The 25,245-nt window shown below is 71.5% G+C and carries 25 protein-coding genes; 12 read left to right on the plus strand and 13 right to left on the minus strand.

Features of this window, described 5'->3' with window-relative positions; all coding sequences use genetic code 11:
- Together DLJ49_RS09640 and DLJ49_RS09645 are read right to left on the minus strand one after the other, a co-directional pair.
- Complete coding sequence (locus tag DLJ49_RS09640) at nt 1-1,695, minus strand: sensor histidine kinase (protein WP_115393323.1); 1,695 nt, start codon at nt 1,693-1,695, stop codon at nt 1-3.
- Nucleotides 1,696-1,787: 92 nt separating this feature from the next.
- The gene (locus DLJ49_RS09645; protein ID WP_115393324.1) at nt 1,788-2,489 is read right to left on the minus strand and encodes a response regulator transcription factor; all 702 of its coding nucleotides are present in this window, start codon (nt 2,487-2,489) and stop codon (nt 1,788-1,790) included.
- Between the two features lie 371 nt (nt 2,490-2,860).
- Between DLJ49_RS09645 and DLJ49_RS09650 the strand changes: the two genes are divergently transcribed.
- Both DLJ49_RS09650 and DLJ49_RS09655 read left to right on the plus strand, forming a co-directional pair.
- Complete coding sequence (locus DLJ49_RS09650; RefSeq protein ID WP_115393325.1) at nt 2,861-4,459, plus strand: phosphoenolpyruvate carboxykinase; 1,599 nt, start codon at nt 2,861-2,863, stop codon at nt 4,457-4,459.
- A 4-nt stretch (nt 4,460-4,463) separates the two neighbouring features.
- Nucleotides 4,464-5,183, plus strand: coding sequence for a DUF429 domain-containing protein (locus DLJ49_RS09655; RefSeq protein WP_255566608.1), 720 nt, complete (start codon nt 4,464-4,466; stop codon nt 5,181-5,183).
- 17 nt (nt 5,184-5,200) lie between these two features.
- On the opposite strand, the gene DLJ49_RS09660 is transcribed toward DLJ49_RS09655, so the two are convergent.
- Nucleotides 5,201-5,968, minus strand: a complete 768-nt coding sequence (locus DLJ49_RS09660; RefSeq protein WP_115393327.1) for a sulfite exporter TauE/SafE family protein — start codon at nt 5,966-5,968, stop codon at nt 5,201-5,203.
- Between the two features lie 245 nt (nt 5,969-6,213).
- On the opposite strand from DLJ49_RS09660, the gene DLJ49_RS09665 reads away from it, so the two are divergent.
- The 3 genes from DLJ49_RS09665 (at nt 6,214) to DLJ49_RS09675 (ending at nt 10,478) form a co-directional block, all read left to right on the plus strand.
- Entirely contained in the window at nt 6,214-7,905 is a 1,692-nt protein-coding gene (locus DLJ49_RS09665; protein ID WP_115393328.1) for an acyl-CoA dehydrogenase family protein, read from the plus strand.
- A gap of 454 nt (nt 7,906-8,359) precedes the next feature.
- Nucleotides 8,360-9,346 (plus strand): NAD-dependent epimerase/dehydratase family protein, encoded by a 987-nt coding sequence (locus DLJ49_RS09670; RefSeq protein WP_158547440.1) that lies wholly within the window; start codon nt 8,360-8,362, stop codon nt 9,344-9,346.
- Nucleotides 9,347-9,422: 76 nt separating this feature from the next.
- Complete coding sequence (locus DLJ49_RS09675; RefSeq protein WP_115393330.1) at nt 9,423-10,478, plus strand: NAD-dependent epimerase/dehydratase family protein; 1,056 nt, start codon at nt 9,423-9,425, stop codon at nt 10,476-10,478.
- Nucleotides 10,479-10,489: 11 nt separating this feature from the next.
- Here DLJ49_RS09675 and recO read toward each other — a convergent pair whose 3' ends face one another.
- From recO to DLJ49_RS09715, 8 genes are all read right to left on the minus strand, one after another.
- Nucleotides 10,490-11,236, minus strand: coding sequence for a DNA repair protein RecO (recO, locus tag DLJ49_RS09680; protein ID WP_115393331.1), 747 nt, complete (start codon nt 11,234-11,236; stop codon nt 10,490-10,492).
- 174 nt (nt 11,237-11,410) lie between these two features.
- Nucleotides 11,411-11,737 carry a DUF1491 family protein gene (locus DLJ49_RS09685; RefSeq protein WP_115393332.1) on the minus strand — a complete coding sequence of 109 codons (327 nt, stop codon included), beginning with the start codon at nt 11,735-11,737 and terminating at the stop codon, nt 11,411-11,413.
- Between the two features lie 21 nt (nt 11,738-11,758).
- On the minus strand, nt 11,759-12,667 hold the full coding sequence (gene era / locus DLJ49_RS09690) for a GTPase Era (protein WP_115393333.1): 909 nt from the start codon (nt 12,665-12,667) through the stop codon (nt 11,759-11,761).
- A gap of 131 nt (nt 12,668-12,798) precedes the next feature.
- Nucleotides 12,799-13,485, minus strand: a complete 687-nt coding sequence (gene rnc / locus DLJ49_RS09695; RefSeq protein ID WP_115393334.1) for a ribonuclease III — start codon at nt 13,483-13,485, stop codon at nt 12,799-12,801.
- On the minus strand, nt 13,482-14,261 hold the full coding sequence (gene lepB, locus DLJ49_RS09700) for a signal peptidase I (RefSeq protein ID WP_115393335.1): 780 nt from the start codon (nt 14,259-14,261) through the stop codon (nt 13,482-13,484). Before lepB ends, rnc begins: the two co-directional genes overlap by 4 nt.
- Nucleotides 14,262-14,356: 95 nt before the next feature.
- Nucleotides 14,357-14,875 (minus strand): hypothetical protein, encoded by a 519-nt coding sequence (locus DLJ49_RS09705; RefSeq protein ID WP_115393336.1) that lies wholly within the window; start codon nt 14,873-14,875, stop codon nt 14,357-14,359.
- 1 nt (nt 14,876) lies between these two features.
- Nucleotides 14,877-15,299, minus strand: a complete 423-nt coding sequence (acpS, locus tag DLJ49_RS09710) for a holo-ACP synthase (protein WP_115393337.1) — start codon at nt 15,297-15,299, stop codon at nt 14,877-14,879.
- A gap of 114 nt (nt 15,300-15,413) precedes the next feature.
- Nucleotides 15,414-16,595, minus strand: coding sequence for a hypothetical protein (locus DLJ49_RS09715; protein ID WP_115393338.1), 1,182 nt, complete (start codon nt 16,593-16,595; stop codon nt 15,414-15,416).
- Nucleotides 16,596-16,774: 179 nt separating this feature from the next.
- Between DLJ49_RS09715 and DLJ49_RS09720 the strand changes: the two genes are divergently transcribed.
- From DLJ49_RS09720 to DLJ49_RS09740, 5 genes are all read left to right on the plus strand, one after another.
- A complete protein-coding gene (locus tag DLJ49_RS09720; RefSeq protein ID WP_115393339.1) occupies nt 16,775-17,218 on the plus strand; it encodes an Rrf2 family transcriptional regulator in 444 nt (147 codons plus the stop codon).
- Nucleotides 17,219-17,244: 26 nt separating this feature from the next.
- Nucleotides 17,245-17,919: a Crp/Fnr family transcriptional regulator gene (locus DLJ49_RS09725; protein ID WP_115393340.1), complete on the plus strand. Its 675-nt coding sequence runs from the start codon at nt 17,245-17,247 to the stop codon at nt 17,917-17,919.
- A 145-nt stretch (nt 17,920-18,064) separates the two neighbouring features.
- The gene (locus DLJ49_RS09730) at nt 18,065-19,288 is read left to right on the plus strand and encodes a TsoY family (seleno)protein (protein WP_115393341.1); all 1,224 of its coding nucleotides are present in this window, start codon (nt 18,065-18,067) and stop codon (nt 19,286-19,288) included.
- 227 nt (nt 19,289-19,515) lie between these two features.
- Entirely contained in the window at nt 19,516-19,956 is a 441-nt protein-coding gene (locus tag DLJ49_RS09735; protein WP_115393342.1) for an RrF2 family transcriptional regulator, read from the plus strand.
- A gap of 147 nt (nt 19,957-20,103) precedes the next feature.
- Nucleotides 20,104-21,192, plus strand: coding sequence for an META domain-containing protein (locus tag DLJ49_RS09740; RefSeq protein WP_158547441.1), 1,089 nt, complete (start codon nt 20,104-20,106; stop codon nt 21,190-21,192).
- A 151-nt stretch (nt 21,193-21,343) separates the two neighbouring features.
- Here DLJ49_RS09740 and DLJ49_RS09745 read toward each other — a convergent pair whose 3' ends face one another.
- Together DLJ49_RS09745 and DLJ49_RS09750 are read right to left on the minus strand one after the other, a co-directional pair.
- Nucleotides 21,344-22,117, minus strand: coding sequence for a pyridoxine 5'-phosphate synthase (locus DLJ49_RS09745; protein ID WP_115393344.1), 774 nt, complete (start codon nt 22,115-22,117; stop codon nt 21,344-21,346).
- 82 nt (nt 22,118-22,199) lie between these two features.
- Nucleotides 22,200-23,597: a cytochrome P450 gene (locus DLJ49_RS09750; RefSeq protein ID WP_115393345.1), complete on the minus strand. Its 1,398-nt coding sequence runs from the start codon at nt 23,595-23,597 to the stop codon at nt 22,200-22,202.
- Nucleotides 23,598-23,687: 90 nt separating this feature from the next.
- On the opposite strand from DLJ49_RS09750, the gene DLJ49_RS09755 reads away from it, so the two are divergent.
- Nucleotides 23,688-24,299, plus strand: a complete 612-nt coding sequence (locus tag DLJ49_RS09755; protein ID WP_115393346.1) for a hypothetical protein — start codon at nt 23,688-23,690, stop codon at nt 24,297-24,299.
- Nucleotides 24,300-24,526: 227 nt separating this feature from the next.
- On the plus strand, nt 24,527-25,245 hold a 719-nt coding region (locus tag DLJ49_RS09760), incomplete at its 3' end, for an elongation factor Tu (RefSeq protein ID WP_115393347.1).

Here is a 25,245-nt window from a genome sequence, read left to right on the forward strand (position 1 = left end):
TCAGACCGGCAGGCCCACGACGAAGCGGGCGCCGAGCGGCTCCGACGTGAGATCGGCGTCGGTGGGGCGGATGTTCTCGGCCCAGATCACGCCGCCATGCGCCTCGACGATCTGCTTGGAGATGGCGAGGCCGAGACCGGAATGGTCGCCGAACTGGCCCGGCGGCCGCTCGGAATAGAAGCGGTTGAAGATCTTGGTGAGCGCCTGCTCGGGAATGCCGGGGCCGGTATCCTCGACCACCACCAGTACCCGGTTCTCGCGCCTGCGCGCCCAGACGCGCACCGCGTCGCCTTCCTCGCAGAAGGACACCGCGTTGGTGACGAGGTTGACGAACACCTGAGCCAGCCGCGCCTCGAGACCGTAGATCATCATCGGCGCGCGCGGCATGTCGGTGATGAACTCGACACCTTTCTCCCGCGCCGCCTGCGCATGGTGCTCGCAGACCGCGTTGAGCATGCGCACGAGGTCGAACGCCTCCTCCTCTTCCTTGACCAGCTCGCTGTCGAGCCGCGAGGCGTTGGAGATGTCGGACACGAGGCGGTCGAGGCGGCGCACGTCGTGCTCGATCACGTCGCAGAGCCGCGCGCGCTGGTCGTCGCGCTTGGCCAGTCGCAGCGTGCCGACGGCGGAGCGCAGCGAGGCGAGCGGGTTCTTGATCTCGTGGGCGACATCGGCGGCGAACTGTTCGTTGGCATCGATCCGGTCGTAGAGCGCCGCGACCATGCCGCGCAAGGCGGCCGAGAGGCGACCGATCTCGTCGGGCCGGCCCGACAGATCAGGGATGCGCACGCGGCCGGGGCTGATGTTGCGGGTCTGGCGATCCCGGCCAAGCTCGGCGGCCGCCGCGAGGTCGGACAGCGGGTTGGCGATGGTCGAGGCGAGCACCAGCGACAGGCCGATCGACACGAGGATGGCGATGACGAACATCTGCAGCACCTGCTCGCGCTCCGAGCGCACGAGCGCGTCTATCTCGCCCGAGGCCGAGACGAGCGCCACGGCGCCGAGCACCTCGTCGCCCCGCAGGATGGGCGTGGCGACGGCAAAGCTGGTGCCCCCTTCGGCATCGATACCGGTGCGGAGCACCGTCTCGCCGGTCAGCGCGTCGGACACGAGGGCGCGCGCCTGCTCCTCGGCTGGCAGCCGCTCGCCCCCGCGCGAGCCCGACCCCATGACGTAGGACAACCCGTCCCAGATGGCGTTGAGGAAGTCGGTGATCAGCGTCGAGCCCTCGGGGGCCTGAACCCGACCGGCGGCCGGACCCGCGGCGGCCGCGAGCAGGCCCTGATCGGCCCCGAAGACGAAGGCCTCGGCCCCGCCCGAGATCGACACGCCCTCGAGGGTGCGCTGCGCATCGATGCCGGGGAGCGTGGCGTCGGGCGTCGCCACGGTCTCGCCGGCCGGCGCGATCTGGACCTCGAACACGTCGGCGACGAGTTCCGCCTCGGCGGCAAGGCCCGCCTCGCGCTGCACCACGAGGCTGTCGCGGAAGGGGTTGAGGTAGAACACCCCCGCGACGAGGATCAGCAGCCCGATCAGGTTGAACGTGATGATCTTGCGGGCGAGCGGCGAGCGGTTCAGCGCGAACAGGCCGCGCCGTTCGCGCGAACGGCGCACCTCGGCCTCGGCATGGTCGGGGCTGACCCAGTCCTCGCCCAGAACGACTTCGTCAGCAGGGGGACGGTCGGTGTCGCGCACGCCTCGCCTTTCTGGCCCTTCGGAGCAGACCGGGCGCGGCGCCGCCCGGCGCCGTCGTCAGCCCCTCCGCTCTGCGACCCCCTGACGGGGCCTCATTCCTCGTTATACCGATACCCGATCCCGTAGAGCGTTTCGATGGCCGAGAACTCGTCGTCGACGCTGCGCATCTTCTTGCGCAGGCGCTTGATGTGGCTGTCGATCGTCCGGTCGTCGACATAGACCTGGTCGTCGTAGGCCACGTCCATCAGCTGGTCGCGGCTCTTGACGAAGCCGGGGCGCTGCGCGAGCGCCTGCAGCAGCAGGAACTCGGTGACCGTCAGCGTCACGTCGCGGCCCTTCCAGGTGACGGCGTGGCGCAGCGGGTCCATCGTGAGGTTGCCGCGCACCATCACCTGGGCCTGCTCATTCTCGCCGAGCTCGTCCTTGGCGATCACCTCCTGCCGGCGCAGGAGCGCGCGAATCCGCTCGACCAGCAGGCGCTGGCTGAACGGCTTCTTGACGTAGTCGTCGGCGCCCATACGCAGGCCCAGCACCTCGTCGATCTCGTCGTCCTTGGAGGTGAGGAAGATCACCGGCATCGACGTCTTCTGACGGAGACGCTGGAGCAGGTCCATCCCGTCCATGCGGGGCATCTTGATGTCGAGCACCGCCATGTCGGGCAGCTTGCGGTTGAACGCATCCAGCGCGGACTGCCCGTCGTTGTACGTCTCCACCTCGAAGCCTTCGGCCTCCAGCGTCATGGACACGCTGGTGAGAATGTTCCGGTCGTCGTCCACGAGTGCGATCCGCGACATGGCGCCTGATCCTTTCTGCCCGATTATGCCGTTTTGCGGCAGTTTCGCGCCTGAGCCCCACCGAATCAACTGGAAGTTCCGAATCGACCGCTCCGTGCGGGGGCAGGCAACCGCCATTTCGTCAAGGAATGGCTAATTTGCATCACAAGCGGCGGGCAAGGCACGGTAAGGGCGCGGTCGAGCCGCCGCGTCGGCCCCTATGGTTGCGCTAACTGCGGCTGATGGCGCTAACGCTTGCGCTCGCAGCGGTTTCCCGACCGGGGTGCCGTGGTATAGCGGGCGCAAATCGCGGTGCCGCGCTCCGGCGAACGGCGTCTCCGCGTCTATCCGCCGGTGGCGCGGCCCGTCATCGCAGCCCCTGGGAGACATGCATGGACATCGGACGAGTCAACCCGGCCAATCGCCTCGAAGATCAGGGAATGAGCGGGCTGGGCGCCGTCTACTACAATCTCGCCGAGTCCGCGCTGGTCGAGGAGGCGCTCAAGCGCGGCGAGGGCCGCCTCGGGCAGGGGGGCGCGCTGCTCGTCGCCACAGGGGCCTACACGGGCCGCTCGCCGAAGGACAAGCACGTCGTCCGCGACGCCGAGACCGAGGGCACGGTCTGGTGGGAGAACAACCGCCCCATGTCGCCCGAAGGCTTCGACGCGCTCCATGCCGACATGCTCGCGCACATGGCCGGGCGCGACATGTTCGTGCAGGATCTGTATGGCGGGGCCGACCCCGCCCACCGGATCAACGTGCGCATGGTGACCGAACTCGCCTGGCACGGCCTGTTCATCCGCCACATGCTGCGCCGGCCCCCGCGCGACGAGCTCGACGGCTTCGCCCCCGACTACACGGTCATCAACTGCCCGAGCTTCACCGCCAACCCGGAAAGGCACGGCTGCCGCAGCGAGACCGTGATCGCGCTGAACCTTTCGAAGAAGCTGATCCTGATCGGCGGCACCGAATACGCGGGCGAGAACAAGAAGTCGGTCTTCACCCTGCTCAACTACATCCTGCCCGAGAAGGGCGTGATGCCGATGCACTGCTCGGCCAACCATGCCCGCGACAACCCCGTGGACGCGGCGGTGTTCTTCGGCCTCTCCGGCACCGGCAAGACGACGCTCTCGGCCGACCCCGAGCGCATCCTGATCGGCGACGACGAGCACGGCTGGTCGGATCGCGGCACCTTCAACTTCGAGGGCGGCTGCTACGCCAAGACGATCTCGCTCTCGCCCAGGGCCGAGCCCGAGATCTTCGCCACGACCTCGATGTTCGGCACGGTGATCGAGAACATGGTCTACGACGAGGAGACCTTCGCCCTCGATTTCGAGGACGACTCGCTGACGGCCAACATGCGCGCGGCCTACCCGCTCGACTACATCCCCAACTCGTCCGACAGCGGGATGGGGGGCCACCCGAAGAACATCATCATGCTGACCTGCGACGCCTTCGGCGTGCTGCCGCCCATCGCGCGGCTGACGCCGGCGCAGGCGATGTATCACTTCCTGTCGGGCTTCACCTCGAAGGTCGCCGGCACCGAGCGCGGCGTGACCGAGCCCGAGCCCACCTTCTCGACCTGCTTCGGCGCCCCCTTCATGCCGCGCCGGCCCGAGGTCTACGGCAAGCTCCTGCAGGAAAAGATCGCCGCCCACGGCGCGACCTGCTGGCTGGTCAACACCGGGTGGACGGGCGGCGCCCACGGCACCGGCCACCGGATGCCGATCAAGGCCACCCGCGCGCTGCTGCATGCCGCGCTCGACGGCTCGCTGAACGAGGCGACCTTCCGCAAGGACGAGAATTTCGGCTTCCAGGTGCCGGTGACGGTGCATGGCGTCGACGCCCAGCTGCTCGACCCACGCGCCACCTGGGCCGACAAGGCCGCTTACGACGCGCAGGCCAAGAAGCTGGTCGAGATGTTCGCCGAGAACTTCGAACAATACGTGCCGCACATCGACGACGACGTGAAGGCGGTGGCGATCGGCTGAGCCGGTGCGCGTCGCGGGGGCAGATGGCTGTCCGTCTGGCTGGTTGACGGTCGCGATGCCCATCGGCGCGCCCGAGCGGGCAGAGGCGCGGATCGTTCAGGCCGAGCGGTTGCCCGCGCTCGCCGAGGTCGTCGCGCTCGACATCCCCATCGGGCTGATGGACGGCCCCGACGACGGCCCCCGCCCGGCGGACAAAGCGGCACGGCGGTTCCTCTCGGAACGCAACATCGACCGAATCGCGGGGGTCGGCTCGCGGGTCTTCCCTTCTCCGACCCGTGCCCATCTCGCCATCCTTGCGGCGGGCGGCACTTATGGCGACCTGCTCGGCCACTTCCGCAAGGGGCAGCACATCTCGAAACAGTGCTTCATGATCTGCCCCAGGATCATCGAGATCGACGCGCTGTGCCGCGCCGACCCCGACGCTCCGCTATGGGAGAGCCACCCGGAGATCGGCTTTGCCCATCGCGCCGGCCGCACCCTGCCGAGCAAGCATCGCCCCGAGGGCCTCCGGGCGCGGCAAGACCTGCTGTCCGAAGCCGGCTTCGACCTTGCACGGCTCGCCGCCGCGCTGCCGGACGGACGCAGGCACTGGGCGCCCGACGACCTGCTCGACGCCTGCATGCTTGCGCTGACCGGCACCCGCATGGCCCGCGGTACCCATGCCGGTCTGCCGAACCTGACCGACCGCGACAGCCACGGTCTGCGCCGCGTCATCCACTTCTGAGGCCCCGACGCGCGGGCCTAGCCGGCGAGGGCGCGGCGCACGAGGTTGAGCCCCGCGATGACGAGGATCACCAGGGTCGCCCGGCGGAACAGCGCCTGGTCGAGCCGGTCGTGGACGCGGAAGCCCGCCCACATGCCGAGCATTGCCGGCGCGATCAGCGCCACGGAAAGAGGCGCCGTCTGCGCGTTCATCACGCCCGATTGCAGGTGCGCGGACAGCAGCATCAGGCCGCCGAGGCCGAAGGCCACGCCCTGCACCCGAACCTGCTCGGTCTTGGGCGTCTCGAGGGCGGTGAGATACATCACCATCGGCGGCCCCCATACGCCAGAGAGTCCCCCGAAGAATCCCGACACGACGCCGAAGCCCACCTCGGAGCGGCGCCGCGCCTCCGGGCCGATCACGGGGCGCCACCCGGCGAGCTGTGCGAGCCCGAAGAGCACGATCGGCCCGCCGATCAGCGCAAGGATCGCCCGCCCGTCGAGCAGCGGCACCAGCTGCGCCGCCAGGACGAGGATCACGCCCGCGATCAGCAGGTAGCGGCGATGGGTGCGCAGCGCCTCCAGCGCCGCACGGCCGCCCTGCCGGAAGGCCTGCAAGCCGTTCGACACCACGGTCGGCCCGATCAGCGCGGCGACGGCCACCTCCGCCGGGAGGAAGCTGCCGAGGCCCGAGATCATCAGCATCGGCATGGCAAAGCCCACCGCCCCCTTCACCGCGCCGGCGACGAAGGCGACCGCGCAGGCGGCCAGGAAAAGCGGCAATGTCAGAAGGTCGAGCCCGAGCATGGCCCCGCCTTACCCGATCCATGGCCGGATACCAGATGGCCCGCGACGTTTCGCGCCGCCGCGGGGGTGGCCCCGGCGACGAACGGGCTAGGTCTGCGGCGAGGCCGCAAAGGTTCGGGACACATTCGTGCGCGCCCGACTGAAGACTTGAATAATTGTTGCGCTGCACCTGCGAAGGCCCTATGTGACCGGGCAATCCGGGGCCGCCGGGCCCGACGGCGGCGAGACGAAAGAGGAGAGGACAGATGCCCCACGACGGACAGGATGTCGCGACCGCCGAAACCGAGGTGGCGCTGCTGCCCGACCTGCTCTCGCTCACCGGCGCCGCCGTGGGCCCGGCCGAGCACATCCTCGCCGCCGCCCGCGGGGCGGTGAAGGCGATGGTGACAGACGGCGATCGCGTCTCGGGCACGCTCGTCGAGGCGCACCAGACCGCGGCCCACGGCTTCGCCTGGCTGGCCACCTATGTCGAATCGCTGCGCCAGATGCAGGGCTGGGCCGAGCGACTGCAGGCCGAGGGCGCTTTCGGCGAGATCGAGCAACTGATCCACCAGATCGCCTTCGGCGAGTATCTCTGGCAGATCTACGGCGGCATCCCGATGAGCCAGGGCGAGATCGTGCGCCTGCAGGACATGGGACTGAGCCAGGACGACATGCGCGTGCTGATGTCGCCCGAGGTGATGACGCTCACCCAGTACGGCAACACCCAGGCCGCCCGCTCGCGGCTGGTCGAGCTGATGCGCGAGCAGTCGGCCAACGCCACCGTCGGCCATGCCGGGCTCGACGACGAGCTCGGCATGATCCGCGAGCAGTTCCGCCGCTACGCGGTCGACCGGATCGAGCCCGTCGCCCACGAATGGCACCTCGCCGACGACCTGATCCCGATGGAGATCATCGAGGAGCTGTCGGAAATGGGCGTGTTCGGCCTGACCATCCCCGAGGAGCACGGCGGTCTCGGCATGTCGAAGGCCGCGATGTGCGTCGTCTCGGAAGAGCTGTCGCGCGGCTATATCGGGGTGGGCTCGCTCGGCACCCGGTCCGAGATCGCGGCCGAGCTCATCATCTGCGGCGGCACCGATGACCAGAAGGCGCGCTGGCTGCCGGGGTTGGCCTCCGGCGAGATCCTGCCCACAGCGGTCTTCACCGAGCCGAACACCGGCTCCGACCTTGGCGCCCTGCGCACGAGGGCCGTGCGCGATGGCGACGACTGGGTTCTGAACGGCAACAAGACATGGATCACCCACGCCGCCCGGACCCACGTGATGACGGTGCTGGCCCGCACCGTGCCGGACACGTCCGACTACCGGGGCCTGTCGATGTTCCTGGCCGAGAAGACGCCGGGCACCGACGAGGCGCCGTTCCCCGACGCGGGGCTGTCGGGCGGCGAGATCGAGGTGCTCGGCTACCGCGGCATGAAGGAATACACCGTCAACTTCGATGATTTCCGCGTGAAGGGCGAGAACCTGCTCGGCGGCGAGGAAGGCGAGGGGTTCAAGCAGCTCATGCAGACCTTCGAGAGCGCCCGCATCCAGACGGCGGCGCGGGCCATCGGGGTGGCGCAGTCGGCCCTCGACATCTCGATGCGCTACGCCGAGGAGCGCAAGCAGTTCGGCAAGGCGCTGATCGAGTTCCCCCGCGTGTCGGGCAAGCTGGCGATGATGGCGGTCGAGATCATGGTCGCGCGCCAGCTCACCTATTTCTCGGCCCGCGAGAAGGACGCCGAGCGGCGCTGCGACCTCGAGGCCGGCATGGCCAAGCTGCTCGGTGCCCGCGTGGCCTGGGCCTGCGCCGACAACGGCCTGCAGATCCACGGCGGCAACGGATTCGCGTTGGAATATCCGATCAGCCGCGTGCTGTGCGACGCCCGCATCCTCAACATCTTCGAGGGGGCCGCGGAGATCCAGGCGCAGGTGATCGCCCGCCGGCTTTTGTCCTGAGCGACGGCGCGGGAATCGCGGGGACGATCCGCTGCGGCGGCGCGCGCAGATCGGCGCGCCGTCGATCGGCCGGCAGCATGTCCCCGCCGGCGAGCGTGAGTGGCGATCTCCGGGGGCGCTGCCCCCGGACCCCCGGAGTATTTCACCCAAGATGATGGAGGGGGCCGGGGTCATTGGGCCCCCTCCGGCCCGAGCGCGGCGCGGCGGCCCGAGGGAGCGGGAGACGGGGCCGGCGAGGTCGCTGATCCTGCCGATCATGGCCTCGCCCCGGCAGGGCCCGATCACCGGCGCCGTTGCGGGGGCGTCGGTTCCCCTGCTGCATGGTGCGCGCCGCACGGTGCGGGCAGTGATCGTTCCTGGCCGTTGCAAGCCGCGCCGCCTTGCGCCAGCGTCCGCCCATGACTGCAGCGGCATTCCTCAGACCCACGCGCCGGCCGGTCGCGCAGCGCCGGCCATGACCCGCCCGCTGCGCCTGCTCGTGACCGGCGCGGGCGGCTATGTCGGCCGCCACGTCACCGCCCGCGCGCTGGCCGAGGGCCATGCCGTGCGCGCCAGCATGCGTGACCCGGCCCGCGCGGCCGAGATCGCGGGCGCCGTGGGCGGCCCCGTCGAGCCGGCCGCGCTCGACCTCTTGCGCGACGCGGGGTGGGATGCGGCGATGGCGGACATCGACGCGGTGCTTCACACCGCCTCGCCCGTGCCTGTCGGTGCGCCGAAGCGCGACGACGACGTGATCCTCCCCGCGCTCGAGGGCACGCGCCGGGTGATGGAGGCGGCCGCCCGCGCCGGCATCTCGCGTGTCGTCGTCACCTCGTCCATAGCGGCGGTGCTGACCCCGCGCGGCAAGAACCCGGCCGACCTCTTCACCGCCGCCGACTGGACCGACGCCGGGAACCCCGCCGTCCGCGCCTATGCGCGCGCCAAGACCCTGGCCGAGCGCGAGGCCCGCCGGATCGCCGCCGAGGCCGGCATCGCGCTGGCCACGATCAACCCCGGCGTCGTGTTCGGCCCGCCGCTGGGCGGCCCCGCGACAAGCTCGCTGGCCCTGATCGACCGGCTTATCCGCGGGCGCGACCCGCTCTTGCCCCGCCTGCACATTCCCTGCGTCACGGTCGGCGACGTCGCGGAGGCGCACATGAAGGCGCTCGGCGCGGAGGATGGCGCGCGCATCCTGATGGTCGCCGACAGCGTGCCCCTGCAGGAGGTCGCCACCCTCGTCCGGCAGGCCGTCCCCCATGCCCGCGCCTCACGGCTGACCGCGCCCGACTGGGCGGTGCGGCTCGTCGCCCTCGTCTCGCCGTCAGTGCGTGCGGCGGCCGGCGGGCTGGGCCGCAGAGAGCGGGTTGAGACGGCCACGGCAGAGGCGCTGCTCGGCCGCAAGATGACCGACCCGCGCGCCGCCGTGACCGCCACCGCCCGGACGCTGGCCGGCCTCGCCTGAGCGCCGGTGACCGGGCACCTTGAAACCCTCCTGCCCCGACCCACGGTAAGCAGGGACGACATGAGAGGAGCCGTGCATGTCCGACAGGCCCCGCGACCCCGATCCCGGGCCGGTCGTGCTGACCGGGATCACAGGCTTCATCGCCAAGCGCATCGCGGCCGACCTGCTGAACGCGGGCTACGCGGTACGCGGCACGCTGCGATCGCCTGCCCGCACCGGCGAGGTGCGCGCCGCCCTCCGCCCGGTGCTGCGCGATCCGGCAGCGGCCGACGCCCGTCTTTCCTTTTCCGAGGCCGACCTCACGACGGATGCGGGCTGGCCCGAGGCGATGGACGGTGCACGGGCGCTTGTCCACACCGCGTCGCCCTTCCCCCTCGCCCAGCCGAAGACCGATGCGGAGCTTACCCGCCCCGCCGTCGACGGCACGCTGCGCGCCCTGCGGGCCGCGCAGTCCGCCGGTGTCACGCGCGTCGTGCTCACGTCGTCGGTGGTGGCGATCCTGCACAACGAGCGGCCCCAGGGTCACGTCCATACCGAAGAGGACTGGACGGAGACCGGTCACCCCACCGCCACGCCCTATGCCAGATCCAAGACGCTGGCCGAGCGCGCGGCATGGAACTTCGCGGCCGACCACCCCGAGATGCAGCTGACGGCGATCAACCCCGGCCTCGTCGTCGGTCGCCCGCTCGACGCGCGCTACGGCACGTCCCTGCAGGTGGTCGCGCGGTTCCTGTCCGGCAAGGACCCGATGGTGCCGGATTTCGGGCTCGCCGTGGTCGACGTGGCCGACGTCTCGGCGATGCATGTCGCCGCGCTCGAGCGGCCCGCAACGGCCGGGCGCCGCTACATCGCCGCCGAGCGGTTCGTCATGGCGCCCGAGATGACCCGGTGGCTCGCCGACGCTTTCCCCGGCCGGCGCATCCCCACCCGCATCGCGCCGAGATGGCTCCTGCGCGCGCTCGCGCTCGCCGATCCCGCGGTGCGCGCGATCCTGCCCGCGATCGGCGACGAGAAGCGCCTGTCGAACGCTCGCGCCCGGGAAGAGCTGGGCATCACCTTCAGACCGGCGAAGGACGCGGTGCTCGCCTCGGCCGCCTTTCTCGACGAGGCGGGGCGCGCGACGCCCGCCTGACCACGCCCGTCTCAGCCTGGCAGCCGCGCCAACGCCTCGACCAGCCGCCCGCGTGCCCCCGGCAACGGCCGGTTGCCAAGCGATGGCACGAGCCGCCGCTCAAGGAAATGGCCGGTGGTGACCAGCCCGGTGCGCACCTCGGCGAGCGGCCCCTCCCCCTCGCCCCGGAGCGCCGGCGGCAGGGGCAGAAGCCGGTCGGCCCATGCCCCTGCGCCCGCCGCGCTCACGGCCCGGCCGGTGCGGGGCGAAACGTAGACGAGCCCCTCCGTCGCTCCGGTCGCCGCGCAGGTGGAAAGATCGAGGCCGAATCCCATCTCGGCCAGCAGAGCCGCCTCCCACCTCAGATAGGCATAAGGCCACACCGCGCTCTGGCCGATCAGGTCGAGCACGGCGACGGTCTGGTGGTAGAAGGCGGGGTAGGGCTGCCGCTCGGGCAGGGCGAAGGCGGCGAGCGCCGTGACCGCGGCGAGGCCAGCCAGCGCCGCCCGGTCGCCCATCAGCGCTGCCGCCCGCCCCCGCACCGGCTCGACCGTGAAGCTGCCGAGGTGCTCCTCGAGCCGGGCGCGCCACGCCACGTCGAGCTGCGCGCCGGGCTGCAGGAGCGGCGCGAGCCGCCGCCCGCCTCCGCCGCGCACGAGGCCCGCATGGCGGCCGTGACCTTCGGTGAAGACCTCGGCCAACGCGCTGCCCTCGCCGTGCCGGCGCACCGCCAGCAGCACCCCGTCTTCGCGCCATTCGAGTGCCAGCGCCCCCTCCATTCGCGGTGATCCGGCAGAGCGGCTTCGCCGCATGCCCCCACGTTTTGCGCGCCCGGCCGGGCGCGCGCCTGCGTATTTGGAACAGAAAGAAACCCCGCGGTCACGCCTGCCCGCTTCTTTCCGTGTTCAAACACGCATTGTGCGAGGATGAGAGGCCGCCGACCGGTGGGGCGGCTAGTCCAGCCCCGGCGAGTCGAGCAGGTGGCGGCCCAGCCTGTCCTCGATCTCGACCACCCAGAGATCGGGGTCGAAGCGGCGCGCTCGGGCGATGGCGGCATCGACCTCGGGCTCGTCGCCCTCGGCCAGCACGTCCCAGGGCCGCGAGCCGTCGAGCGCGGTGATCCGCTGGAAGGCGCGCGCGCGGCCGTCGAGCGTGGCGAGCTTGACGAGGATCGCCCCGGCCGTGGCATCGCCCCGCGCGCCGATATAGACGGGGATGCCCTCGGCCTCGCAGCGCAGGCGGTAGGCATCGACCCAGAGGCCCGCGGCGAGGCGGCTCATAACGGCTCCCTCATGCGCGCCTCACCCCTCGCCATCTCGGAAATCGAGCCCCATCTCGGAATAGCGCTCGGCCTCGTCCAGCCAGCCGGGGCGCACCTTGACCTGGGTGAAGAGGTGCACCTTGCGGCCCAGAAACTCCTCGAGCTCCGCCCGGGCCGCCTGCCCGACCGCCTTGAGCGTCGCGCCGCCCTTGCCGAGCACGATCCCCTTGTGGCCGTCGCGGGCGACGTAGATCAGCTGGTCGATGCGGGTCGAGCCGTCCTTGCGATCCTCCCAGTTCTCGGTCTCGACCGTGAGCTGGTAGGGCAGCTCCTCGTGCAGGCGGAGGGTCAGCTTCTCGCGGGTGATCTCGGCGGCGATCATGCGCAGGGGCAGGTCGGCGATCTGGTCCTCTGGGTAGAGCCAAGGGCCCTCGGGCATCTCGTCCGCGAGCCACCGGCGCAGGTCGTCCACGCCGTGGCCCCGGTCGGCCGAGATCATGAACGTGCGCACGAAATCGTGGGCCGCGTTCATCTCCTCGGCCAGCGACAGAAGCGCGGGCGGCTCCACCCGGTCGATCTTGTTGATGGCGAGCGCCACGGGGCGCCCCCTGGCCTGAGTGGCGAGCGCGTCGAGGATGGCGCGCACGCCCTCTGTCAGCCCGCGATGGGCCTCGACCAGAAGCACGACCATGTCGGCATCCGCCGCGCCGCCCCAGGCGGCGGCGACCATCGCCCGGTCGAGCCGGCGGCGGGGACGGAACAGTCCCGGCGTGTCGACGAAGACGAGCTGCGCGTCGCCCTCGATCGCGACGCCGCGAATGCGGGCGCGCGTCGTCTGCACCTTGTGGGTGACGATCGACACCTTGGCGCCGACCATCCGGTTGAGCAGCGTCGATTTGCCGGCGTTCGGCTCGCCGATGAGCGCGACGAAGCCGCAGCGTGTGGTCATGGGGCACCTCCGATGCAAGGGGCCAGACATAGGCGAGACCGGCGCGCGCCGCCAGCGCTTCGGGACGTGGCCGGGCGGCGGCTGGCGGGCGGGGGTGGGCGGGTGGGTCGGCCGCCAGCCGCCGCCCGGCCTCAGCCGCCCCGCTCGACCTCGGCCAGCAGGGCCTGCGCGGCCGCCTGTTCGGCGGCGCGCTTTGAGGGCGCGCGGGCCTCGGCGGCCGCCCCGCTCTCCAGCCGGGCGCGGATGGTGAATTCGGGCGCATGGTCGGGGCCGGAGCGGGCGACCTGCTCGTAGGCGGGCGGTTTCATGCCCCGCGCCTGCGCCCATTCCTGCAGCGCCGTCTTGGGGTCGCGCGCATCCTCGGCCACGCGGCCCACGCGGTCGCCCCAGAGGCGCAGCACAAGCGCGCGGGCGGCGTTGAACCCCGCGTCGAGGTAGACCGCGGCGATCACGGCCTCCATGCCATCGGCCAGCAGGGCCGCCTTGCGCCGCCCGCCGGTCATGGTCTCCGATCGGCCGAGCTTGAGCACGTCGCCCAGCCCGATCTCGCCCGCCACCTCGGCGCAGGTCTCGCGCCGCACCAGCGCGTTGTAGCGGGGAGCGAGCTGGCCTTCCTTCGCGTCGGCATCGGCCGCCAGCAGCGCCTCGGCCATGACGAGGCCCAGCACCCGGTCGCCGAGGAACTCCAGCCGCTGATTGTCGGGGCGGCTATCGGACGAGAGCGAGGAATGGGTCAGCGCCCGCACCAGCAGCTCCGGCCGGGCGAACGCGTGGCCCAGCCGGTGCTGGAAGTCGCGCAAGTCGGCCGAAAGCTTCATTCGATGCGATGGAAGAACCGGTCGGGCCGCCATGTCCAGACGAAGAAGAGCGAACGCCCCGCGGCAGAGAACATCACCCGGTCGGCCCGGCCGATCAGGTTTTCCTCGGGCACGAAGCCGACGCCGCGGGCGAGCGGGTTGACCCGGCTGTCGGTGGAGTTGTCGCGGTTGTCGCCCATGAAGAAATAGTGGCCCTCGGGCACGGTGTAGACGGGCGTGTTGTCGTTCGGCCCCGACCGCACGTCGAGAATGTTGTGCGCGGCCCCGTTCGGCAGCGTCTCGACGAAGCGCGCCTTCTCGCAGGTGCCGCCCTGTCCGACCGGTGCGTTGGCGCATTGCGGCGTCAGGCGCTGCGGGCCCTGCGGCGCGTAGACCTCCTCGAAGGTGCCGGCCGGCTCCATGCCCACCGCCTCGCCGTTGAGATGGAGCACGCCGTCGCGCATCTGCACCCGGTCGCCCGGAAGGCCGACGAGCCGCTTGATGAAGTCTTGCCCGTTGACGGGGTGGCGGAACACCACGACGTCGCCCTGCGCAGGCTCGCGCGCCAGCCACCGCCCCTCGATGAAGCCGCACATCGAGAAGGGGCAGGAATGCTGCGAATAGCCGTAGGCCATCTTGTTGACGAACAGGAAATCGCCGATCAGCAGCGTGTCCTTCATCGAGCCCGAGGGAATCCAGAACGGCTGGAAGAACAGGGTGCGAAAGACACCGGCGATCAGCAGCGCGTAGACGACCGTCTTGACCGTCTCGGAGAGACCTTCCCGAATGCTCGCCATCCTGCCCGCCTGTTCTTGTCGCCGAGGCGACTGCCCGCCCTCGCGCGGCTACATGCGGGCGGGGGAGGGGGGAGTCAAGCAAGGCACCGGGCCGCTCACGCCCCCTCGGGCGGCCCGCCCGGCCGTGCATCCTGCGGGGCGGCGGCCGGCAGGGTGCAGCCGCGCAGGCCCGCCGCCCAGAGCCCGGCCCGATCGACGCCCGCCGCCACAGCGCGGTCGACCAGCACGCCCGGGTCGGCGGCGACCGCGGCGAGCGCCCCGGCCACTTCGCCCGACACCGCATCGAGCCGCGCCTCGGCCTCGGCGAGGCGCTCTCCCAGGGTCGCGCCGAGGCGGGCGGCCCCCTCGTCGGCCCCCTCCCCGAGCTCGGCGAGATCGGCCCGGAGCCCGGCAATCTCGCCGCGGGTCAGGGCGATCTCGTCGGCAAGCGGGGCGAGGCGGGCCACCTGCACGGCGGCCGCCTCCGCCATGCGCACGCCGACCCGGTCGACTGTGGCCGTCACTTGCCAGGCGAGGAACAGGCAGGCCGCCAGGAGGATCAGGGTGGCATTGACGAGGGACAGGGCGAGCGCCCGCAGCGCGCGGGCGAGGCGGGGGGCGACGGCGTCGGGCATGTCAGGCTCTCTCCATGGCGGATTGCGGCAGCGGGCGCGCCTCGATCAGCACCACCGCCTGCGCCCAGGGGTGGTCGTCGGTCAGGGTGACATGAATGATCGCCTCATGCCCCGGCGGCGTCATCTCGGCCAGCCTCTCGGCCGCCCAGCCGGTGACATGCATCACCGGCTGCCCGGTGGCGAGGTTGGTCACCGCCATGTCGCGCCAGGCGATTCCCATGCGCAGGCCGGTGCCGAGCGCCTTGGAGCAGGCTTCCTTCGCCGCCCATCGCTTGGCGTAGGTCGCCGCCGTCTCGCGCCGCCGCTCGGCCTTGCGCCGCTCGACGGGCGTGAAGACCCGGTCGCGGAAGCGGTCGCCCCAGCGGTCGAGCACCCGCTCCATGCGCTCGATGTTCGCCAGATCGGTTCCGATACCGAGGATCATGCGCCGCTCCCGCCCCTTCCCCCGACGGCTTGCCGCATCCCGCCCGGCGACGCCAGCCCCGGCAAGAGGCCCCGTGCACGAGGATCTCCGCAATACGCGCCGGGCGCGTCCCCGTCAGCTGCCCGCGAGCGCCCGGGAGATGTCGAGGAAGCCCTCGAGGTCGTCGCCCTCGAGCGGGATGAGCGCCTCGTTCTCGATCGCCATCAGCGCCTCGAATTCCGCCTGCTGCCACGCGAACCGGTCGAAGAGCACCACCGCCTGGTTGAGCGTGCGCAGCGTGTTGACGGCGAGCGTCGCGTCGTCGGCCGCCGCGGCGAGCCGCTCCTCCAACAGCGCCTGCCGGCCGAGCAGCAGATCGCGATACCGATCCACGACGCCCGCAATCTCTTCCTGGATCTCGAGATTCGCCGCGTAGCGCGCGGCCGTCGCCGCGTCGGGCGCCTCCGCGAGCAGGGCGCGCGTCTCCTCGATGAGGGCGGCGTTGTCGGCCTCGAACTCCGCGAGGTTGGGCAGCCAGACCTCGCGGTAGTCGCGAAGGTGCAGCTCGTGCAGGCGCGCCGAGACGAGCCGCATGACCGCGGCCACCCCGTAGTAGCGCCGGAGCGTGTCGTTGCTGGTGACGGTCGTCCGGATCTCGCCGAGGCGCCGCTCGACCTGCTGGAGCACCGTGAAGGCGATGCTGGCCTCGACGATCGACCGGCCGTTGACCTGGTAGAGGATGGCGCGCGCCTGCTCCTGCGTAAGCTCGATGCCGTATTCGCCGGCCATCGCGCGCACGAAGTCGCGCTCGATCCCGGCGCGAGTGCGGCGCAGCTCGCCCAGCCTGTCGGCGCCGCGCTCGAGCCGTTGCTCGATATCCTCGAGCGAACCGGCCGCGTGCTCGCGCATGAGCACCGTGTCGAGCCGTGTCATCACCTCGTCGGAGGGGCGCGCGGTCAGCCGGTCGACGCGCAACTGATCCATCTCGGCCTCGATCTCGGCGATGCGCGCGTCGGCCCGCAGAAGGCGCTGCCGCGCCTCGGAATAGGTATCGCCCACGATCATCGCGATCAGATCGTCGAGATGGGCGTCGAGATCGGCCTCGACGTCGGCGCGCGAGCGCCCGAGCCAGCGATCGCGCTCCCCGACCTCCTGCATCTCGTCGATAAGCGCGCGCATCTCCGCCAGCTCGTCGACGGCGCGGTCGATGATCGGCGCGGCGTCATAGGCGCTCGGATCCTCGGCCGCCGCGCCACCCCGAGCAAGCGCAGGCTGCGCGAGCAGCACGGCGAGGCAGGCGGCTTTCAGCACTCTCATCAACGGTCTCCCTCGGCAGTTGGCGACGATCACGGCACTACCCGCCCATATAGGTCGGCGCGGCGCGTTCCGCAGACTAGCGCCGCCACACGGCGAAACTGCGGAACCGGCAGGACAATTGTGCCGCCGCCATGCGGCCTATATGTAGGGCATGTCGACGGGGGGAGCGCGACCCGCCCATGAAACTGACGACCTACACCACCTACGCCCTGCGCGTGCTGCAGCTCACGGCTCTGCGCGCGCCCGATCTCGTGCGCGTCGACGACGTGGTGGCAGTGCACGGGCTCGCGCGGCCGCACGTCGTCAAGATCGTGCACGCGCTCGGACGGGCCGGCTATCTCGAGACGAAGCGGGGCCGTGGTGGCGGCTTCCGCCTCGGCATGGCGCCCGGAAAGATCATCGTGGGCGACGTGGTGCGCCTGACCGAGGGCGAACCCGAACTGGTCGAATGCTTCGTCCCCGAATCGAACACCTGCCCGCTCATCGGGATCTGCCGCCTGTCGGCCGCGTTGCACGAGGCGACCGGCGCCTTCATGGCGGTGCTCGACCGGCTGACCGTGGCCGACATCTCGGCCAACCGCGCCGAACTGGTCGAGCGGATCGCCGAGCGGCAGGACGGCTGAGACGGGACGACGGAGGAACGCTGCGCATGGCACAGGCCGCAGAAGACAGCTGGATCGGCCATTTCCGCGGGCTCGAGCGCCTCGACCGCGAGGTGCAGGAGACCCTCGTCGCGCGCTCGCGCTACGTGTCGGTGCCTGCGGGCACCGTCGTCTTCGGCCCCGGCAAGAGCCCCGAGAACCTGCTTCTGCTGCTCGAGGGCACGGTTCGGGTGCAGCAAACCTCCGAATCGGGGCGCGAGATCGTGCTCTACCGCGTCCACGCCGGCGAGAGCTGCGTGCTCACCACCGCGTGCCTGCTCGCCTACGAGAACTACGCCGCCGAGGGCGTCGCCGAGACCGACGTGAAGGCGGTGATGATCCCGCGCACGGTCTTCGACGAACTGGTGGCGCGGTCGGAAAGCTTCCGCACCTTCGTCTTCTCGGCCTACGCGCGGCGGATCACCGACCTGTTCCACGTCATCGACGAGATCGCCTTCCAGCGGATGGACGTGCGACTGGCGCAGAAGCTGGTGGAGCTGTCGCGCGGCGCCGACAGCGTGAAGGCCACCCACGCGGTGCTGGCGACCGAGCTCGGCACCGCGCGCGAGGTGATCTCGCGCCAGCTGCAGGAATTCCAGCGTCGCGGCTGGGTCGAGCAGTCGCGCGGCACGATCCGCCTCACCGACCGCGCAGCCCTCGAGGGTCTGGGACAGGACGACTGACGCGCCGCCCTGTCCCGCCGGCCGGCGGGACAGGGCGAAAAGATCGACGACTTCGGTAACATTGTCACCGACCGGGCCCGCCCCGGACGTCTAGACCGTCTCCATCGCAGCCGGGGTTCGACCCGGCGAGCCAAGGGAGACAGACATGACGCAAGCAGCGAAACCCGCCGCAGAGCAGGCCTGGTCGCCGCTCTACTTCCTCGCCGCGCTCGGCGCGGGCGGCCTGACCGTGACGTTCTTCATGTACCTTATGTTCTGGGTGCCCCATCCCGGCCAGCCGGTGCCGGTCTTCGAGGACATCCTCGCCTACTTCACCGCCGCTGGGCCCCTCGGCAAGGGCATGGTGGCGCTGGCGCTGACCGGCATCGCCGTCTTCGCCGCGCTCCACATCAAGCTGCTGGTGTGGAACCTGCGCAAGCTGGCCGAGTTCAAGCGGTCCGACGCGTATGCCAGGCTGCACACCACGAACGCCGAGAGCCAGCTCAAGGGCGTGCCGCTGACGCTGGCGATGGCCGTCAACGTGGGCTTCATCCTCGGTCTCGTCTTCGTGCCGGGCCTCTGGAGCGTGGTCGAATACCTCTTCCCGCTGGCCATGATCGCCTTCGTCGCCATCGGTGTCTTCGCCTTCCGGCTGCTCGGCCGCTTCTTCGGCCGCATCCTGAGCGAGGGCGGCTTCGACACCCACGCCAACACCTCGTTCGCCCAGCTCCTGCCGGCCTTCGCGCTGTCGATGGTCGCCGTGGGCCTCGCCGCGCCGGCCGCCCTGTCGACCACGCCCTGGGTCGTGGCGACCTCTCTGGCGCTCGCCACCTTCTTCATGGTCGCCGCCACGCTGATCGCGGCCGTGATGCTGACGCTCGCCGTTGTCTCGATGGTCCAGCACGGCACCGCGCCCGAGGCCGCGCCGACGCTGATGATCCTCGTGCCGATCGTCACCGTGCTCGGCATCGCCTGGATGCGGACGAGCCACGGCCTGCACACGACGCTCGACGTCCATGCGCAGGCCGGCGCCACCTTCATGACGCTGACGAAGTTCCTCGCGTTGCAGGTTCTCTTCGCCGGGCTCGGCCTGCTGGTCATGGCGCGGCAGGGCTATGCACGGCGCTTCCTGAGCGCCGAGGGCACCCGCTCGGCCGGCTCCTACGCTCTGGTCTGCCCCGGGGTCGCCCTGTCGGTGATGCTGCACTTCTGGGTCAACAAGGGCCTCGTCGCCTCGGGCCTCGTCGCCGAGTTCGGCGTCGCCTACTGGGCCTTCACCGCTCCGGCGCTGGCGCTGCAGGTCGCGATGATCGCGCTGGTCTGGCACCTGCACCGGCTGCACTTCGCCGCCCCGCCCGAGGCGCAGGTCGCCTCGGTCCCGGCGGAGTGAACGGCACCCGGACCCGAGCCCATGGGCCGGTCCGCACCAGGCGGGCCGGCCCCTTTCGCTTGCGCAGGGGCCTGTCACGGTCGCGGTCAGGGGCGCGGTCGCGGATGCGCGCGGAGCCGCGTCGATCGCCGTGGGCGCCACGGCCCGGGGCACCTGATCTGGATCAAGGTGCCGCGGGCCCCGCGCGATTATGCATCCGCAATGCACCTTTTCCCGGCGGAGCCGCGATGCGCCTAACCATCCGCACCAACCTCGCGATGCGCGCGCTGATGTTCTGCGCCGTTCATCAGGGGCGCTTGGTGCGCAAGCACGAGATCGCGGCGGCCTGCAACGCGTCGGAGAACCATCTCGGCGTCGTCGTCAACATGCTCGGACAGGCGGGCTATATCGACACGACGCGGGGGCGGGGCGGCGGCATCCGGCTCGCGCGCGCACCGGCGACCGTCTCGGTGGGCGAGGTGTTCCGCCTGTTCGAGGCGACGGTGCCCTTCGCCGAATGCTTCGCCGCCGCCGACAACCACTGCCCGCTCACCTGCGCCTGCCGCCTGAAGGGGACGCTCGGCCGCGCGGTCGAGGCCTTCTACGCCGCGCTCGACGACGTGACGCTGGCCGATCTCGTCGACGACAACGCGGAGCTCGCCACCCTGCTGTCGCTCGAACGCGCCTGAGGGCATCGCCCCGAGCGAGGCGGCGACCCTCGGCCGGGAGACCGGGGCAGCGTGGTCCGGGTCGAGACGCACCGCGAGGATTGCATGGCCGACGACGTCGCGGCAGCATGCTCTCCGACCGCCATGCCAATCGCCGAGGCCCGCCCCATGCGTCTGCTCCCCCTCCTGCCGCTCGTCGCGGCGCTCGCCCTCTCCCCTGCCGGCCCGCATTCCGGCAGCGCCCGCGCGCAGGACGGCGCAGAGGCGCAGGTGCTCACCGCACCGGGCCTCGCCCTGCCCGGCTCGTTCACCGGCACGATCCCCATGGCCTCCGGTCCCGGGGCGGAGTGGCACCTCGATCTCTGGCCCGACCAGGTGTTCCACCTGCGCCAGGATTACCCTGACCAGAGCGCCGCCGACATCGGCCGCTGGCACGCCGACCCCGCGCGCCGCGCCATCGTGCTGCGGGGCGGGCGCGAGGCCCCGGTCTTTCTCGAGGTGCGCGGCAATGGCGACCTGCGGCTAATGACGCCCGGGGGCGAGTCCATCGAGAGCGACCTGCCCTACACGCTCGCCGCCGGCCCGCTCGACCCCGCCGCGGTCTCGCTGCCGATGACGGGAATGTTCCGCTACATGGCCGATGCGGCGACCTTCTCGGTCTGCCTGACGGGGCGCAGCTACCCGGTGGCCATGGAAGGCGCCTATATCGAGGCCGAGCGCGCCTACCTCGCGATCGAGGACCGCGACCCGGGCGAGGCCGTGCTGGCCGTGCTCGAGGGGACGCTGGCCATGCGCCCGGCCATGGAGGGGCCCGACCGCACGCACCTGGTCATCGACCGTTTCTCCCGCTTCGCGCCCGGCGATACCTGCGACCGCGCGCGCGCCGACGCCGCGCTGACCGACACCTACTGGCGTCTCCTCGAGATCGGTGGCGACGAGATCGCCCCGATGGAGGGGAGCCGCGAGCCCTACCTGATCCTGCATTCGCCAGACGGCGACACGACCTCCGCGTTCAACGCCACGGTCGGCTGCAACATGATGCGCGGCGGCTACGAGCGGGGCGCCGGCGACGCGCTCTCCTTCGGGCAGGCAGCGATGACGATGATGGCCTGTCCGCCGCCGCTCGACACAAGCGAACGGGCGCTCACCGAGGCGCTGGGTCAGGTCGCCCGCCTCCAGATCACCGCGACGACGCTGGAGTTATTCGACGAGACCGGCACGCGGGTGCTGATGGCCGAGGCCGTCTACCTGCCCTGAGCCGCGGCGGGGCGCATTCCGGGCACATGATCGTCCCGGCGGGACAGGGGCGCCCATGCCCAGGCCGCCCGGCCGAGGCCGCTTTCCGCCCGCGGGGGCCGGGCGCGGGTGGGTGGGTGGGGCGGCCGGCGCGCGCGGGCGGAAAGCGGCCTCAGCCCGGCAGCGGCGTGCCGCGGGCGGCCTCCATCAGCGCGCGCATGTGGCGGATCGCGTGTTCGAGCCCTTTAAAGATCGCCTCGCCGATCAGGAAGTGCCCGATGTTCAGCTCCACCACCTCGGGGATCGCCGCGATCGGCTTCACCGTGTCGTAGGCGAGGCCATGACCGGCATGCACCTCGAGCCCCAGGCGGTGGGCGAGCGCCGCCATCTCCCGCAGCCGGGCGAGCTCGGCGTCGCGCGCGTCGTGCCGCCCTTCCGCGTGGGCGTCGCAATAGGCGCCGGTGTGCAGCTCGACCACCGCGGCACCGATCCGGGCGGCGGCCTCGATCTGCCGCGCGTCGGCGGCCACGAAGATCGACACCCGGCAGCCTGCCTCGGCCAGCGGCGCGATGAAATGCGCCAGCCGATTCTCGTCGCCCGCCACGTCGAGCCCGCCCTCGGTGGTGCGCTCCTCGCGCCGCTCGGGCACGAGGCACACGGCGTGGGGGCGGTGGCGCAGGGCGATGGCCTGCATCTCGCCCGTCGCCGCCATCTCGAAGTTGAGCGGCACGCCGATGCCCGCGATCAGCCGCTCGATGTCGCGGTCGCCGATATGGCGGCGATCCTCCCGCAGATGGGCGGTGATGCCGTCGGCGCCCGCGGCCTCGGCCAGACGCGCCGCGCGCACCGGATCCGGCACGTCGCCACCGCGGGCGTTGCGCACGGTGGCCACGTGGTCGATGTTGACCCCGAGCCGCAGCTTTCCGACGAAATCTCTCTGTGCCATTGCGGCCTCCCTCTCGCCCGGGGGACATATCCCGTGCGTGACCGAAAGCGAAGGGGTGGGGCGCCGACCTGTCCCGCCGGTCTCACCCTGCCCGCTCGACCTCGAGCCAGACGCCGCCCTCGGGGCGGAGCGTGATGACCAGTGTCGGCACCGGCGCCTTCCCCGCCACGGCACGGAAACGGAAGCGGGCGAGCAACGTGGCAAGAATGATGACGGCCTCCTGCAGGGCGAAGCGGGCGCCGATGCACACGCGCGGCCCGTCGCCGAAGGGCAGGTAGGCGTAGCGCGCCACGGGCGGCCCGTGCTCGAATCGCGCCGGATCGAAGGCGTCGGGCCGCTCCCAGAGGCGGCGATGGCGGTGAACGGCATAGATCGGCACCGACACCGTGTCGCCCGGCAGCACCTGCACGCCGGCCAGTTCGTCGACCTCCTGCGCCTGCCGGCTGAGAAAGGCGGCCGGCGGGTAGAGGCGCAGCGTCTCGTCGATCACCGCGCGCACGAAGGGCAGCCGCTCGACGTCGGCCGCCTCGGCCACGCGGCCGCCCAGCACGGCGTGTGCCTCGTCGCGTGCCCGCTCCTGCGCCGCCTCGTCGAAGCCCAGAAGGTAGAGCGCCCAGGCCAGCGTCAGCGCAGTCGTCTCGTGGCCCGCGACGATGAAGGCGAGCAGGTTGTCGCGCACGTCCGTCCCCGAGAAGTCGCCCGCGCCGGGCCCCTCGGCCCGCACCAGCAGGTCGAGCAGGTCCGGCGGGCCGGCGGCCTCGCGTCCCCGCCGCGCGGCGATGCGGGCGTCGGCGTGGCGCTTGAGGTCGTCGAGCGCGGGATCGGGGCGCATCCGCGCCGGGCGCGGCACCCAGGCGGGCGCGCCGAGCACGTCGAGGATGCTCATCTTCCCGGCCGCCTCGCCGTAGGCGTAGAGCGCCCGCTCCACCGTATCACGCCCCACCCCCTCCTCGCCGGAGAAGGTCACGTCGGAGATCACCTCGAAGGTCGCGGCGATCATTTCGGCCAGCAGGTCGGCCGCGCGCCCCTCGGCCCGACCGACACGCTCCGCGGCCCGCTCGGCCGCCGCCGACATCAGCGGCCCGAGGCCGTCGAGGTGCCGCGGCTGGAAGGCGGGCGCGGCCGCCCGGCGCTGGCGGCGCCACTCCGCCCCCTCGGCCACGAGCATCGAGTCGCCGATCACGGGGCGCAGCATCGACCGGGCAATCTCGGATTTCGGGTAATCCTCGACCCGCGTCTGCAGCATCCGTCGGATCGCTTCGGGCTCGGTCACCATGAGGAACCGCGCGGGGCTCGTGCCCGCCACCGCCCAGTCGCGGAACGCCTCGGCCGGGATCAGCTCGAGCACGTTGCGCTGGCTGGTGCGCCAGGCCTGCCACAGGCCCGCCGGCCCCTCGCGGTGGGCGAGGCGGGCCGGCAGACGCTCGAGCGGGGCATCGGCGGCGTGCGGGTCGGCAAAGGGGGGCGCGTCGTCGGGCATGGGCTAACAGGTAGGCAGCCGCGACCGCTCGGCAATTGCCCTCGCCGCCCTGCCCCGCTACCCAAGGAAGCGACGCTACAGGAGACACGGATGCCTCGCCGCCCCGCTGCCCGCGCTGCCGCATGCGCCGGCCTGATCGCCACGCTCGCCCTCGCCGCCTGTTCGGCACCCGACGCCGACCTGACCGCGCCGCCCGAGCCGCTCGGCGCCTTCCGGCTGGGCTACAACATCGTCGTGGCCGACGGCACGCAGAAGGTGGAGCCGTCGCGCGACGTGACGGAAGAGGAGTGGGAGGCCGCCTTCACGCAGGCGATCGACGAGCGTTTCTCGCGGTTCGACGGCGACCAACTCTACCACATCGCGGTCTCGGTCAACGGCTACTCGGTGGCGGTGCCGGGCGTGCCGCTGGTGGCCGCGCCCAAGTCGGTCGCCATCATCGGCGTCACCATCTGGGACGACGCCGCCGGCGGCAAGATCAACGAGGAGCCCGAGATCATCGTGGTCTACGAGCGCCTCGGCGCCGATGCGGCGCTCGTGGGGTCGGGCCTGACGCTCGGCCGCGAGGAGCAGGTCGAGAACATCGCCGAGAACGGCGCCCGCCTGATCGAGCGCTGGATGCGGGAAAACCCCGAGTGGTTCGAGTCGCGCCCCGGCGCCGCGACGACCGCCCGGATCGTCGACAACGAGATCGTGCGCAACTGAGGGGCACGGCCTGCCGCCCCCGCAGCCCCGTCGGCGCCGCCACCCCGTAGGCGCCACCCCGTCGCCGCCTCCGACAGTCCCGTCGCCGCGGCCGGCCGCGCGGGCCTCGCGCCGCCCCGCGAAGGCGCTTGCACTCCGCGGCAATTCGCCTTAGGCCCCCGCGCGATCATCCACCCCGGGGGACCGCTCTCGCGCGTCTCCCCCCGACGACGAGGCGCTCAAGAGGCATGGCGAAGCAGAAGTTCGAACGCACGAAGCCGCACGTGAACATCGGCACGATCGGGCACGTCGACCACGGCAAGACGACGCTGACGGCTGCGATCACGAAGTATTTCGGCGATTTCCGGGCCTACGACCAGATCGACGGCGCGCCGGAGGAGAAGGCGCGCGGGATCACGATCTCGACGGCGCATGTCGAGTACGAGACCGACAACCGCCACTACGCGCATGTCGACTGCCCCGGCCACGCCGACTACGTGAAGAACATGATCACGGGCGCGGCGCAGATGGACGGCGCGATCCTGGTGGTCAACGCCGCCGACGGGCCGATGCCGCAGACGCGCGAGCACATCCTGCTGGCCCGGCAGGTGGGCGTTCCGGCGCTGGTGGTGTTTCTCAACAAGGTCGACCAGGTCGACGACGAGGAGCTGCTGGAGCTCGTCGAGATGGAGGTGCGCGAGCTTCTGTCGTCCTACGACTTCCCCGGCGACGACATCCCGATCGTGGCGGGCTCTGCGCTGGCGGCGATGGAGGGCAACAGCCCCGAGATCGGCGAGGAGAAGATCCGCGAGCTTCTGGCGGCGGTGGACGAGTACATCCCCACGCCGGAGCGGCCGATCGACCAGCCGTTCCTGATGCCGATCGAGGACGTGTTCTCGATCTCGGGCCGCGGCACGGTGGTGACGGGCCGCGTCGAGCGGGGCGTGATCAACGTGGGCGACGAGAT

Source organism: Rhodovulum sp. 12E13, from assembly GCF_003340565.1.
Taxonomy (GTDB): domain Bacteria; phylum Pseudomonadota; class Alphaproteobacteria; order Rhodobacterales; family Rhodobacteraceae; genus HLUCCA09.

What these genes read in the sequence shown, in the direction of transcription:
- DLJ49_RS09705 (WP_115393336.1), bottom strand. Translation starts at nt 14,875, where the DNA reads ATGCCCGACGCCGTCGCCCCCCGCCTCGCCCGCGCGCTGCGGGCGCTC.
- DLJ49_RS09660 (WP_115393327.1), bottom strand. Translation starts at nt 5,968, where the DNA reads ATGCTCGGGCTCGACCTTCTGACATTGCCGCTTTTCCTGGCCGCCTGC.
- DLJ49_RS09750 (WP_115393345.1), bottom strand. Translation starts at nt 23,597, where the DNA reads ATGCCCGACGACGCGCCCCCCTTTGCCGACCCGCACGCCGCCGATGCC.
- recO (WP_115393331.1), bottom strand. Translation starts at nt 11,236, where the DNA reads ATGGAGGGGGCGCTGGCACTCGAATGGCGCGAAGACGGGGTGCTGCTG.
- DLJ49_RS09665 (WP_115393328.1), top strand. Translation starts at nt 6,214, where the DNA reads ATGCCCCACGACGGACAGGATGTCGCGACCGCCGAAACCGAGGTGGCG.
- lepB (WP_115393335.1), bottom strand. Translation starts at nt 14,261, where the DNA reads ATGGCGAGCATTCGGGAAGGTCTCTCCGAGACGGTCAAGACGGTCGTC.
- DLJ49_RS09745 (WP_115393344.1), bottom strand. Translation starts at nt 22,117, where the DNA reads ATGGCACAGAGAGATTTCGTCGGAAAGCTGCGGCTCGGGGTCAACATC.
- DLJ49_RS09735 (WP_115393342.1), top strand. Translation starts at nt 19,516, where the DNA reads ATGCGCCTAACCATCCGCACCAACCTCGCGATGCGCGCGCTGATGTTC.
- DLJ49_RS09685 (WP_115393332.1), bottom strand. Translation starts at nt 11,737, where the DNA reads ATGAGCCGCCTCGCCGCGGGCCTCTGGGTCGATGCCTACCGCCTGCGC.
- era (WP_115393333.1), bottom strand. Translation starts at nt 12,667, where the DNA reads ATGACCACACGCTGCGGCTTCGTCGCGCTCATCGGCGAGCCGAACGCC.
- DLJ49_RS09755 (WP_115393346.1), top strand. Translation starts at nt 23,688, where the DNA reads ATGCCTCGCCGCCCCGCTGCCCGCGCTGCCGCATGCGCCGGCCTGATC.
- DLJ49_RS09725 (WP_115393340.1), top strand. Translation starts at nt 17,245, where the DNA reads ATGGCACAGGCCGCAGAAGACAGCTGGATCGGCCATTTCCGCGGGCTC.
- DLJ49_RS09645 (WP_115393324.1), bottom strand. Translation starts at nt 2,489, where the DNA reads ATGTCGCGGATCGCACTCGTGGACGACGACCGGAACATTCTCACCAGC.
- DLJ49_RS09650 (WP_115393325.1), top strand. Translation starts at nt 2,861, where the DNA reads ATGGACATCGGACGAGTCAACCCGGCCAATCGCCTCGAAGATCAGGGA.
- DLJ49_RS09720 (WP_115393339.1), top strand. Translation starts at nt 16,775, where the DNA reads ATGAAACTGACGACCTACACCACCTACGCCCTGCGCGTGCTGCAGCTC.
- rnc (WP_115393334.1), bottom strand. Translation starts at nt 13,485, where the DNA reads ATGAAGCTTTCGGCCGACTTGCGCGACTTCCAGCACCGGCTGGGCCAC.
- DLJ49_RS09675 (WP_115393330.1), top strand. Translation starts at nt 9,423, where the DNA reads ATGTCCGACAGGCCCCGCGACCCCGATCCCGGGCCGGTCGTGCTGACC.
- DLJ49_RS09740 (WP_158547441.1), top strand. Translation starts at nt 20,104, where the DNA reads ATGCGTCTGCTCCCCCTCCTGCCGCTCGTCGCGGCGCTCGCCCTCTCC.
- DLJ49_RS09730 (WP_115393341.1), top strand. Translation starts at nt 18,065, where the DNA reads ATGACGCAAGCAGCGAAACCCGCCGCAGAGCAGGCCTGGTCGCCGCTC.
- DLJ49_RS09670 (WP_158547440.1), top strand. Translation starts at nt 8,360, where the DNA reads ATGACCCGCCCGCTGCGCCTGCTCGTGACCGGCGCGGGCGGCTATGTC.
- acpS (WP_115393337.1), bottom strand. Translation starts at nt 15,299, where the DNA reads ATGATCCTCGGTATCGGAACCGATCTGGCGAACATCGAGCGCATGGAG.
- DLJ49_RS09715 (WP_115393338.1), bottom strand. Translation starts at nt 16,595, where the DNA reads ATGAGAGTGCTGAAAGCCGCCTGCCTCGCCGTGCTGCTCGCGCAGCCT.